This window comes from Rhodococcus sp. Ni2 (assembly GCF_021352185.1).
Classification (GTDB): Bacteria; Actinomycetota; Actinomycetes; order Mycobacteriales; family Mycobacteriaceae; genus Rhodococcus_F; species Rhodococcus_F qingshengii.
This window is the reverse complement of record NZ_WOXZ01000002.1, coordinates 265,720-277,378: the sequence shown is the minus strand read 5'-3', so window position 1 is coordinate 277,378 and position 11,659 is coordinate 265,720. Positions and strand designations below refer to the sequence as shown.

13 protein-coding genes are annotated in these 11,659 nt (G+C 61.8%); 7 read left to right on the top strand and 6 right to left on the bottom strand.

The window, feature by feature from the left end:
• Positions 1-59 precede the first annotated feature (59 nt).
• Complete coding sequence (locus GN300_RS14895) at positions 60-296, bottom strand: hypothetical protein (protein ID WP_125050305.1); 237 nt, start codon at positions 294-296, stop codon at positions 60-62.
• Between the two features lie 484 nt (positions 297-780).
• On the opposite strand from GN300_RS14895, the gene GN300_RS14890 reads away from it, so the two are divergent.
• The 4 genes from GN300_RS14890 (at position 781) to GN300_RS14875 (ending at position 4,318) form a co-directional block, all read left to right on the top strand.
• Positions 781-1,068, top strand: coding sequence for a MerR family transcriptional regulator (locus tag GN300_RS14890; protein WP_003945791.1), 288 nt, complete (start codon positions 781-783; stop codon positions 1,066-1,068).
• A gap of 133 nt (positions 1,069-1,201) precedes the next feature.
• Entirely contained in the window at positions 1,202-2,389 is a 1,188-nt protein-coding gene (locus GN300_RS14885; RefSeq protein WP_063315160.1) for a serine hydrolase, read from the top strand.
• Positions 2,390-2,577: 188 nt separating this feature from the next.
• Complete coding sequence (locus GN300_RS14880) at positions 2,578-3,387, top strand: PE-PPE domain-containing protein (RefSeq protein WP_003945630.1); 810 nt, start codon at positions 2,578-2,580, stop codon at positions 3,385-3,387.
• Between the two features lie 82 nt (positions 3,388-3,469).
• The gene (locus GN300_RS14875; RefSeq protein WP_054826812.1) at positions 3,470-4,318 is read left to right on the top strand and encodes a sterol desaturase family protein; all 849 of its coding nucleotides are present in this window, start codon (positions 3,470-3,472) and stop codon (positions 4,316-4,318) included.
• An 18-nt stretch (positions 4,319-4,336) separates the two neighbouring features.
• On the opposite strand, the gene GN300_RS14870 is transcribed toward GN300_RS14875, so the two are convergent.
• The gene (locus tag GN300_RS14870; RefSeq protein ID WP_054188044.1) at positions 4,337-5,644 is read right to left on the bottom strand and encodes an FtsX-like permease family protein; all 1,308 of its coding nucleotides are present in this window, start codon (positions 5,642-5,644) and stop codon (positions 4,337-4,339) included.
• Positions 5,641-6,333, bottom strand: a complete 693-nt coding sequence (locus tag GN300_RS14865; protein WP_020906134.1) for an ABC transporter ATP-binding protein — start codon at positions 6,331-6,333, stop codon at positions 5,641-5,643. Before GN300_RS14865 ends, GN300_RS14870 begins: the two co-directional genes overlap by 4 nt.
• 128 nt (positions 6,334-6,461) lie before the next feature.
• Between GN300_RS14865 and GN300_RS14860 the strand changes: the two genes are divergently transcribed.
• Entirely contained in the window at positions 6,462-7,211 is a 750-nt protein-coding gene (locus GN300_RS14860; RefSeq protein WP_063315161.1) for an AraC family transcriptional regulator, read from the top strand.
• A 9-nt stretch (positions 7,212-7,220) separates the two neighbouring features.
• Here the strand turns inward: GN300_RS14860 and zapE are convergent, their stop codons facing one another.
• The gene (zapE, locus tag GN300_RS14855) at positions 7,221-8,168 is read right to left on the bottom strand and encodes a cell division protein ZapE (protein WP_063315040.1); all 948 of its coding nucleotides are present in this window, start codon (positions 8,166-8,168) and stop codon (positions 7,221-7,223) included.
• Between the two features lie 127 nt (positions 8,169-8,295).
• Here zapE and GN300_RS14850 point away from each other — a divergent pair, with 127 nt between their 5' ends.
• Positions 8,296-8,862: a TetR/AcrR family transcriptional regulator gene (locus GN300_RS14850; RefSeq protein WP_063315041.1), complete on the top strand. Its 567-nt coding sequence runs from the start codon at positions 8,296-8,298 to the stop codon at positions 8,860-8,862.
• 10 nt (positions 8,863-8,872) lie between these two features.
• Here the strand turns inward: GN300_RS14850 and GN300_RS14845 are convergent, their stop codons facing one another.
• Positions 8,873-10,033, bottom strand: a complete 1,161-nt coding sequence (locus GN300_RS14845; RefSeq protein WP_063315042.1) for a lipase family protein — start codon at positions 10,031-10,033, stop codon at positions 8,873-8,875.
• Positions 10,034-10,242: 209 nt separating this feature from the next.
• Here GN300_RS14845 and GN300_RS14840 point away from each other — a divergent pair, with 209 nt between their 5' ends.
• Positions 10,243-11,037 (top strand): putative protein N(5)-glutamine methyltransferase, encoded by a 795-nt coding sequence (locus tag GN300_RS14840; protein ID WP_063315043.1) that lies wholly within the window; start codon positions 10,243-10,245, stop codon positions 11,035-11,037.
• On the opposite strand, the gene GN300_RS14835 is transcribed toward GN300_RS14840, so the two are convergent.
• Positions 11,028-11,657, bottom strand: coding sequence for a TetR/AcrR family transcriptional regulator (locus GN300_RS14835; RefSeq protein ID WP_063315044.1), 630 nt, complete (start codon positions 11,655-11,657; stop codon positions 11,028-11,030). The genes GN300_RS14840 and GN300_RS14835 overlap by 10 nt on opposite strands.
• Positions 11,658-11,659 lie beyond the last annotated feature (2 nt).

The following is an 11,659-nucleotide window of genomic DNA, read 5'->3' as shown; positions in this document are numbered from 1 at the left end:
CGTGCGTTGCAGTGAGCGGGATGAAGGAGTCCCCCCCGCATCCCGACGAGGCAGCTGCCTCAATCGCGATCAGGATGGATCGCCTCGTGCATACTTTCCACTGCCCTGGCGTGAGTTGAGAGCTCGGACCGAGCCGACCGAATCGTGGCGCTGTCGCTGCGTGCCCCCGGCTCGGACGACGACGAGTCCTCTCCGGGGTTCGGCGCGCCATCAGCTGGATGCTCGGAGGAGCCGGTGCGCTCTTCCCTCTCCGCGCGGGCGCGCAACAACGACTCGGACTTCGGGGTATTTCGCATCGGAGCATTGTCCCAGATCCATCTCCTATGACTCACATTGAGCGCTCTCACCCCCGGCGACCAGGCCGTTCCTGAATATCAACACCTAGAATGTTCGCAACAAAATATCTACAGCGGTCAGGGTAGACATTCTCGCGAGGCTGTTGTATCTTTTTTCTCGTAGCAAGGAACGAGTCAAGAGATGCGGGAGAGATGAACTACCCGCAAGCAGTACCGCAGGGCAGGGACGTGCCGGGGCCGAATTCGTGTGTGAGTGTGTAGTCGGACCCGGCACCCCCCTTCAAAGCGGCTACCGGATGTCTTGTGCGAGTCCGGAAGTTCGAAAGAATGCAGTTATGTAAGTAAGTTCAACCCCATCCGGCCCCCGGCGCTCCTCGCGCCGGGGGCCCCGTCCGTTCAGCGAAAGAAGCGAGCCATTCCGGCAGATACACCACCGGGGGACCCCTCCGGCAGATTCGACGACGAGAACTATCCTGCGTACAGCATGGGACATGCGGCCGAGATCCTCGGTGTCAGGCAAGCTTTCCTTCGTAGCCTCGATGCCGCGAAACTGCTTACCCCACAACGCTCTGAGGGCGGACATCGCCGCTACTCCCGCTACCAGCTGCGCATCGCAGCCCGCGCGCACGAACTCGTAGCCAACGGCACGGCGCTCGACGCGGCTTGCCGCATCATCATCCTCGAAGACCAACTCACCGAAGCCCGTCGCATCAACGCCGAGCTTCAGCAAGCGCAGGACCTGCGAGAGGAACCGGACGCGGCACCCGAATGAGGACTGCACTGGAACAGCAGTTGCGCCTACACGGTCGATCTGACCCCTCCTCCTTCCAACTGCGGTAAATTCGGCCAATTGGGACATTGCTCGGCGTCGGTTGCTCGATTTCCACATCGAAGGGATCGCAGGCATGACTTCCTCCCACCACCGCGCTCGGGTGCGGCTGTCTGCTCTGTCGATCGCCTTGACCGTTGCCATTGCAACCGCTGCGTGCAGTTCCGACGATGACTCCGCAACAAACACGGGCAGCGCCTCTCGCAGCACCTCGAGCAGTCGGGAATCCACCGAGATCACGGACATCGTCCGCCGCCAAGTGGCCGACTTGGGCCTCAGTGCCGCTGTGTTCGGGGTGTGGCGAGGCGACGACGAAGTTGCTCTCGGCGCCGTCGGAGAGTCCCCTGTCGGAGTTCCGGCGACAACCGACATGCTGTTGCGCGTCGGCCAACCGATGGAACCGATGCTCTCGACAGTCCTGCTGCAACTCGACGAAGAGGGAACGCTTCCCCTCGATCAACCGATCGCGAAGTGGGAACCGAACTTTCCACGCGCAGACACCATCACTCCGCGAATGCTGGCCAACAGCACGTCGGGCATCTCCGACTACGTGACCGATCCACAGTTCCTCAAACTCTTCACGGACAACCCGATGAAGGGCTGGACTTCTCGAGAGATCCTGGATCTTGCCAACTCCCGCCCGCCGTTGTTCGAACCCGGCACCAGTTGGGCGTACGCGCACAGCGACCTGACGCTGCTCGGCGACGTCATGGAGAAAGCGACTGGAAAACCGCTGGGCGAACTACTTCAGCAGCGCGTCTTCGATCCACTCGGGATGGATCACAGCAGCGTTGTACTCACGTCGCAGATGGACGAACCGATCCTGCACGGTTACACCAATGAACGTGGAGTATTCGAAGACTCCACTTTCTGGAATCCGACGGCGTTCCTGCACAGCGGAAACATGAACGCGCCTGTCGCCGACGTCGGAAAGTGGGTGCGCGCGCTGGGAACGGGAGAGTTACTCTCCGACAAGGCTTTCGAGCAGCAGATGGCGCCGACGACTGCGGGCTTGGGAAGTATGACGGCGGACAAGTTCTTTTCCTTCGGGACCGGGCACCTCGACGGCTGGCTGGTGATGAACCCGTCGTACGGCGGTTACAACGGTCTCGCGCTCTACTACCCCGATTCGAAGACGACGATCGTCGTCTACGCCACACTCGGGCCGACAACCAACGCGGACCTCAACAACACCGTGTCGATGGGGAAGGAGATCGGAACCCTCCTCGAGCCGGATCACCCGCCGCAGGTACCGACGCCGTGACGCCCCACACACGCTGGTAGTAAACAGCGCCGGTCGGCAACTTCCTGTTTACGCACGGATTACCTCCAGGACTTATCGCCCCATCACCATTCTCTTCAGTACCGAACGAAACGCGTCGGACCGCGGGTTGTCTCGCCAGTGAACGAGAACGTAGATAGATGGGGACAGGCCCGATGAGGAAATACGCGATGTCAGTGGCATGCACGGTTGCAGTCACAGCGGGGGTGACTCTTGTGATGTCGGTACCTGCCGGAGCGGACCCGAATGACGGTGGGTCGTGCCCGGCCGGTGCGGTATTCGCGGTCGGCGGAACGTGGGATCCGACGGGACAAACGACGCAACCCGTCACCGACCGCTACGTCGCCCAGGGTTACGCCTCCAAGCCGGTGACCTACCCCGCCAGCTTCTGGCCGCTCGGCGAACAGACATACGACCAGAGCGTTGCCGCCGGCGCCCAGACGCTTCGCACCGAAGTCAACGCTTTCCACGCTCAGTGCCCGGGCAGCGAGATCGTCGTCACCGGATACTCACAGGGAGCACGGATTGCCGGCGACGTTCTCGGTGACATCGCACGTGACGGATCCATTCCCCAATCGCAAGTCGAAGGCGTCCTCTACGCCGACCCTCGCAACTCGGCCGGGGGCATCGAAACCGTAGTGCCCAATGTCGTTCCGGGAGCGACGATGTCCGGAGCACGCGGCGGATTCGGAGACATCGCAGTGCAGGAAGTCTGCATCGAGGGTGACGGCATCTGCAACATGCCCAAGCCGCGTGATGCGCCCGAGGTGTTCGTGGATTCGGTCTTCGGCTACTTCACGAAGCACAACACCTACACGCCGATGATGTCCGAGCCCGCTCCGCCTGCTCCCCCGGCGCTGCCGCAGACACCGTCGGTGCCACTGCAACCGGCTGACGTCGCCACTGCGATCGTGACACGGGTCGTCGAGAACATCACTCCGTATCTGAGCGCTGCACTCGCCACCGTGCTGACGAAGTAACGCGACACCGCTTGTTCGGCTGACTGAAAGTCGACCGATTCGTACAAGTCGAGGACCACCCGCGCCGTGCACCATCGAATACATGCTCACCCTCATCGTAAGATACGGGTACGTCCCGTTCATGCTCTTGGGAATCAACGGAGCCGCAATCGCGCTGGCGGCATCCGGTGCGCCGAAATGGTCACTGGTGGCATTGATTCTCTTCGCAGTGGTCTGCTCTTTCGCGGCCGAACGGGCGCTTCCCTACGAATCTTCGTGGAATGCCCCGGGACCGGACAGGTTTCGCGACGCTGTCCATGCGTTTGTCAACGAATCCCTCATCTTGGTCAGCGTCGCGGTAATCCCGTTGATGGCCGCGGTGATTCCGTTCGACGGGCTGTGGCCGAGCGGTCTTCCGTTTGTCCTTCAGGTCGTCTTCGCAGTGTTGGTTGCCGATTTCGGCATCACCGTGGTGCATTTGATCAGCCACAAGGTTGGATGGTTGTGGCGTTTCCACGCGGTTCATCACAGCCTCGAACGGTTCTACGGTATGAACGGACTGATGAAGCACCCCGTGCATCAGACTTTCGAAACCGCCGGTGGCGTCCTGCCACTGATCCTCCTCGGGATGCCCGTTCCAGTTGCCTCGGCGCTCGCGGTTTGTGTCGCTGTCCAACTCCTGCTTCAGCATTCGAATGCCGACTACCGCATCGGCCCCCTGCGTCCGATACTCGCCCTCAACGCCGGCCACCGATTCCATCACCTGAAGTGGGCGGGAATCGGTGACGTCAATTTCGGTTTGTTCACTCTGATCTGGGATCACCTGTTCCGCACTTATTCTTTCGATCCGGAAAAGCGCTTCAGCAGTGACGATCTCGGAATGGCGGCCAAGCCCGACTACCCGGACGACTACCTCGGCCAGTTGGCCGAACCGTTCCGGAGACAGAACTGACGGACGAGGGGCGGAGATTCAGCCCGCGAGTACCCGTCGCATGACGGGCTTGGCTGCAAACGCACTGGCCAACACCAACGCGATCCCCACAGCCAGGGTGACGCCCAACTGAACCAGCGCCATCGGAGTGGTCAATACGGCTGCCCCTGCCAGTGGGAAGAGGAACAGCAGTGCAGCGCCGGCACCGGCCAGTGCCATCACCACCACGGGAGTGCGAACGTGCCGCATGCGGGCGCTGTCCATCACCTCGACAGGTGTACCGGCCAGAGTCAGACTCCGATACAGCTCACGGTTGTCGAGGATCCCGGATACCTGGGTGAGCGCAGACGAGATTGCCGCCAACGTGAATGTTGCTCCGAGAGTGAACAACACGCCGGTTCTCATGTCCGCGAACAGGAACTCCTGCCCTGGCTGCAAATCCTGCCCTTCCCCGTTGCCTATCGCGGCGAGGAGAGATGTGCCTGCGGCAACAAAGCTGGCCATCGTCACACCGCTGACCGTGCGCCACACAGCCTTCGGATTGTCCAAGACCCGACGCGCCGCAATCAGCGAAGCACCGTCTTTGGCGCATTTGAGCATGATCCGCCCAAGCAGCGAAATGACGAACGGACCGACCAACGCAACAACGCCGAAGCAGAGACCAAGGCCCACCAGGATTGCCGCGATGCTTGCCGCGGAGCCCCCGAATGCACTCCATCCCACAAGAACCCCCACCCCAGCCACCGCGAAGATCATCTTCGGTGCGGCGCTGGGATTGCCCGCCGTGACGCCCAACGGGCTCACGAACACCTGGCGCATCCCGAGCATCGACGTCAAAGCAGCCAGGATGGTCATTCCGAATACGATGCCCACCAGCGGAAGTGCGCCTACCCAAAGCTCACTCCACTCGAATGTCCGACCTTGAAATCTCAAGAGAGCTACGAGCGGCAACGCGAGGAGGTATCCCACCACACCGATCAACGCACCGGCCAAGCCCTGGATACCCGATTCCGCAGCGCACAGCGCAACGATCTGGCGAGGGGTGGATCCGATGAGTCGCAGCGAGGCAAGTCGTTCGTCGCGACGGCGCGCGCCCAAGCGGGCCGCCGCCAGGCCGAGAGTGACGGCTGGAACGATCATCAACACCGAAGCAACCCCTGCGAGTGCTAGGTACGCCTCGGCTTCGGGTTCGCTCGATCTGCCCGCAAATGCACCGTAGCCGCCGAGCACCGTCAGCAACAACGTCGTCGAGGCGGCAAAGGCCGTTACGGGAAGCGCGAAGGTACTCAAGGCCTTTCGGCCTTCACCTCGCACCGTCATCAATGCAACGCGCGCTGTGGCCTTCATGCCGCCACCTGTGTCCCGACGAGCGAACCGGCCTGCATCATCATCGTGCGATCACACCACCGAGCGACTTCGGCATCGTGAGTGACGACGACCAACGCAGAACCGATCTGTTGAGCCGAATCACGCAACACCCTCATCACTTCCCAACTCGTCTGCGCGTCGAGGGCACCGGTCGGCTCGTCTGCGAAGAGAACGGCGGGTTTGGTCACCAACGCTCGCGCAATCGCCACACGTTGCGACTGCCCACCCGACATCTGACCCGGGCGACGGTCCTGCAGCCCGTCCAGTCCCAATGGCGCAAAGAAGCCGTGCGCCGTCCGCTTGGCTTCGGCGATGGACAACCCGTTGAGCACCAAGGGCAAAGCGACGTTCTCGATCGCCGGAAGCTCCGGCAACAGTTGGCCCGATTGAAAAACGAATCCGTACGACTCGCGTCGGAGGCGGCTGCGGTCGTTCTCACCGAGGTTCTCGATATGCCTGCCGCTCAGCAGGATTGCTCCCGAGTCGGGCTTGACGATTCCTGACATGCAATGCAGCAGAGTCGACTTGCCCGACCCTGAAGGACCCATGATGGCCGTAGCAGTACCGGCGCGCACTTCCAGCGATACACCTCGGAGCACTGGAACGTCGCCGTACGACTTGCCCAGCGCGTGGACCGACAGGACTGCGGGTGCTTGTGCGTTGTTCATGATTCCACCTTCTCGTGAACCCCCTCGCCAGCACATCGGCCCAGCGCACGATCTTCGAACCGAGTGCGGTCCTACCGGAGGATGACCGGACCCCGAGCTCTGTCAGGGTCGTCACTATGATTTCCGACATGACCTGGTCCGGCGCCGTCCACATGGAGCCCGGAATTCTCATGTTCACCGGCGCAGTGGGATCCGCGCACATGCATTCGCATGCCGCTGTTCAGATCATGATCGTCGACGACGGGGACGTCACGGTCACGGACGGGGACGGCCACAGTGAAGTCGTGCGGTCCGTGGTCATTCCATCCGGGGCGGTCCACGCGTTATCCGCCTCCGAGGGTGCGCGGGGACGAGCGATCTACGTGGACTCCACCACGGGGATGGGCCGGCGCATCAGGCCGCCTGTATCCGAGCACGGTGGTGTGGCCGACTGGTCGGACCGTGGGCGGACCGCAGTAGCGATGACGGACCGTGGCGCTGATTCGGATCTGGAATACGCAGCGAGGCTGATCGATTCACTGTCCGAAAGTAGACAGCCGTCGAGCGTACGCGCTCTTCACCCTGCACTCGAGCATGCTCTGACGATACTGCCCGAGCGACTTTCGGGGCCGATAACGATGACGGACACCGCCGCGCTGGTCTCCATCTCGCCCGGCCGATTGGGAAGAATCTTCAACGATCAACTGCAGATGAGTTTTTCGACCTACATTCGTTGGTTGCGGCTACGACGCGCCATGGAAGTGATGAGCGGTGGCGCAAGCCTGACAACCAGTGCCCACGAGGCCGGCTTCACCGACAGCGCCCATCTCAACCGGATCTGCCACAGCATGTTCGGACTCACGCCCAGCGCCGCGACCGGCGATCTCACCTGGAATTGATGCTGCTCCTCAACTGATGCTGCCCACCGCCGACCTCGCCAGTAGCGACAGACGACTGTAGAGGCGCGCCAACCCCGGCACGTCCCGGAGGCTGCCTGCCACTTCTTCGACGTAAGCGTCGGCGTAGATCGTCAGCCGCGCATCGACGTCATAGAGAACATCGACGACATTCGCGAAACGGCGAAGGGCAAATTCCGACGCCTCGGCGAGCACCGGCACTCCGAAGATCACCCAGTCGTCGAAGCGGGCGGCGAGCGCGAGATAATCGGCAGCCGCGGTCGAACCAGCGCACAGCACCTCGAAATCGAACCAGACGACACCGTCTCGAATCGCCGAGCACTCCAATGTGCGTGTGCCTATCGTCAATTCGACACTTTCGCCCGAAGGCCGCGTAATTCCCGAGCCGACGAGGAATTCCCCTGTCGCAAAACGGTAGTCCCCGGCACCTGGCTGTCCCGCCGTCCGATAGTCGACGGAGCCACCCAACTCGATCACCTCGAGAGTCCGTTCGATCAACTCGATCGACGGAACGAACTGCTCGTGAAAAAGCGGATTGGGAAGAAGATCGGTCGGCGGAACATTGGACGTGACGACAACAGTCACGCCTTTCGCGACGATTGTGTCGAGAACCCTTGCCATGAACATGGCGTCGGCGACGTCGTCGATGTGGAACTCGTCGAAACAGAGCACGCGGATTCCATCGACGACGTGATCCAGTGCCACGCCCATCGAGCCGAGTTCATGCGCCCGAGAGTGCAGATCTGCAAAGAACCGATGAAAGTGAATGCGCCGCTTGCCGACCGGGAGCCTGTCGTAGAACTCGTCCATGAGCATCGTCTTCCCGCGGCCGACGCTACCCCAGAGATAGATCCCACCCCCGACCTCACCGCCCGAGATCCGGGCCTGCAGTGCGTCGAGGGCTTCGCGTGCCGCCAACTGCTCTTCGTCCAGTAGCATAAGACTCCTCTACGTCTGTAGAGTCGAGGCTAGTGATCGAAGGCAAATCGAGTCAATGTGACCCTCACGACGCACCATCTGCAACATTCAACTCCGGCAGCATGCAACATCGACAACAAGGAACGACATGAAGCCTGATCGCAGAGCCCTCATCGCGGCATCCGCCGTCACGATCATCGCCGAGCAGGGCCCGCGTGCACTCACCCATCGGGCGGTTGATCAGTCCCTGGAACTTCCTGCCGGTTCGACGTCGTACTATTTCCGCACTCGCGAGGCACTACTCGAAGCAACCGCATTGCACATCGTGCACCGGTCACGTTCGATATTCGACGAACTCCGCGAGAGGCCCAGCGATCCTGCTGCCCTGACGGCCGAGTATCTCGATGATCTTCTCTCGCACCGCAGACACGAATTGATCGCGAGATATGCACTGCTCTTGGAAACTCCCCGAGATTCGGCATTGCACCAACTCCTCGAAGACAGCCTGTTTTCACGGGAGAAGGCAAGGCCTGTCTTCGACATCGTTGGCGTTGACGATCCTGACGTCGCCGCCGCAAATTTTCTGAGCCTTCTGGAGGGCTTGATCTTCGACTACTGCCTCGGAGCGCGTAGCCGAGATCCCCGCTCCTCCGAAACCGTTCGGCAACTTCGGATCCCGATCGACATCTATCTGCGCGGAGTTGGTTCCGCCTGAAAGGTGTTGGTCAGCAGAGGCTTCCGGTGCATGGCCGTTGACCAGAGAACAGTGCCGCGACAAACGGGGTACTGTCTGGAACCGAAGCCGGAACGGTTCCCAGATGATCAGTGGGATAGGTATGGAATGCAAAGTCGACACCGTTGGCAGTAAGGTCGGCCGCGAACTTCAGTGTCAGCGGTGCCGGAACATCGATGTCCGACAACCCCTGACCGATGAAGAACGGGCGGTCGTATCCTGCGGTCGGCACAGTGAGCAGGTCACGCGCAGCCTCCATGAATACTGGATTGTCCAGCGACTTCGTCAGCACCTGCCCGAGCGTGACGGTGCCGTACTTCGTGCGCGCCTCGGTGTAGCACATGTTGTTCTCGACGTCGTCGAGGATGGTCTTGCCGAGCGGGGTCAGATACGAGTCGATGTCGATATCCGGCCGCGAAGCACGCAGTCCATCAAGAACGTTCGCGATGTAGACCGTCGAACCCTTGAGCGGAAGCGCCGGGAAAGCCGGACCACCGAGCGGTAGAAGATTCTCGATGTTCGAGGGGACACCAGTGGCGACAGCGCCGCGGTAGTCCAACTCCGGCGCGTAAGCAGTGGCAAGCGAAGCGGTGAACATAGTCGCCTGCCCGCCCTGCGACTGCCCCATCGCAACCCATGCGCTCGACAGGTCGTCGTCGACCGCACGAGCGGCACGCACCATGTCCACAACGCTGTGTGCAGCGGAACGACCGTCGAGATACGGGTGAACACCGGGTGTTCCGAGCCCCACGTAGTCGGTGGTCACGACCGCGTATCCCTGCTCCAGCCAGTGACCCAGATGCGTCGCGGTCCGTTCGAGTGGAACACTGCTGCTCGGCGCACACTGATCCGCGACACCCACCGTCCCGTGCGCGTAGGAGATGATCGGCCAACCACCCTCGGGCGGAGCTCCCTCTGGGCGATACACCACACCGGTACTCGTCATCGGCGCATCCTTCGGGCCCGTCGACCAGTACGTCACCTTCGTTGCGCTCACGGCACCCGGGATCACCCGGTCGGGACCGAGCAACTCCTGACTCACGACAGCACCCGGAGCATCGTTCGGTTCCGCTCCGGCCGGCGCCGCAACTGTCAACGCCACCAACGCACTCGCACTCAGTCCGACGAGCGTCCTACACAGTCGCTTACTCACGTACTTCTCCTACCGATTGCGGTGACGATGCATATGTGGTGATCGGCCCCACATCAGCTGATCGAGTTCAGACCATAGAACAGCCTTACCATTTGGTCAACCTAAATTCCCGCTCCGCATCGACCGTCGTGACACGCCTGCTCGGGTAGGGTGGCGGTGTTCGATACGTGCAGGTCCCCCGCGAGATCAGGAGGCCGAAAGGCTCTCTCATGTCAGCACCTGATCTCCCGACCTTCCCTGCTTCGCAGCAGAAGTCGGTGGCCGCGATCCTCCGAGCAGCAGGTTGCGTCTTCGCCGAAGACGAGGCTCGCCTACTTCTTCACACCGCACGCTCTCGCGATGAACTCGACGCGATGGTCGACCGACGAGTTGCCGGCGAACCACTCGAGCCCGTCCTCGGATGGGCCGAGTTCTGCGGCTTGCGCATTCACATCGACTCCGGAGTCTTCGTCCCACGCCGGCGCACCGAGTTCCTCGCCCGGCAGGCCTGCTCACTTGTCACCACAGGAAGCGTCGTCGTCGACATGTGTTGCGGCTCAGGAGCTGTCGGTGCTGTCCTGCAGTCGACGCTCGACGCCGTCGATTTGTACGCGGTAGACGTGGAACCGGCCGCAGTGCGGTGCGCTCGCCGAAACATCACACCGCCCGAGCGTGTACTCGAGGGCGATTTATTCGGACCACTGCCGACGAAATTACTCGGTCGCGTGGATGTCGTCGTCGCCAATGCACCTTACGTCCCCACCGAATCGATCAGGCTGATGCCGCCCGAAGCCCGTCTTCACGAACCGCTGGTCTCGTTGGACGGCGGTACCGACGGACTGGACCTGCAGCGTCGCATCATCGCGGACGCCGCGCCGTGGCTACGACCGGGTGGCTGTCTTCTCGTCGAGACGAGTACGGAGCAGGTCGAAATGACTGTTGAAACATTCACTCGGGGAGGGTTTCTCACTCGGGTAGCAACCTACAGCGAGACCGCGTCGACCGTGGTGATCGGTCAGCGTTGAAGGCGATCGGATCCTGGCGTGGACCACTCCCGAGCGCGGGCGGCAAAGCCGTCGACAAAAAGCCCGAACGCGCGATCGACGCGGGCCCGGTCCCCGGTGGCCAGAAGATCCATCGACAGACCCCGCATTTGCGAGAGCAACAGAGTAGCGACAGAGGCAACATCGTCCTCGGGGCAACCCGCTTGTCGTAGACCGGCTTCCAGTGCCTCGATCCAATCGCCCACAAAACGGTCCAGGAACCGTCCGTAGCGGTCGCGGTCGCCGAGCGCGAGGGCGTAGATCTCGACCATCACCCGGAACCGCGGCAGGACCTCCGGCGTCGTACGTTCGGTCCACCACGCAGTCAGCACTGTCGCCGGATCGACCCCCGGTTTCATCGGCACCGCAATCGGAATGGACTCACCACGCATGTTCTCGATGACCTCGGAGAGCAGATTCTCCTTGCTATCGAAATGGTTGAGCAACGACGCATGCGACACACCCACGGCCTTGGCGAGCTGCCTCACCGTCAATTCCCCGACACCGTTGTCGATGACGTAGCGGGTCAGCGCGTCGAGCAACTCCTCACGTCGCCCGGCGTATCTCAGGCTGCGTTTGTCGATGCGATCGGGCTCCGGCACAT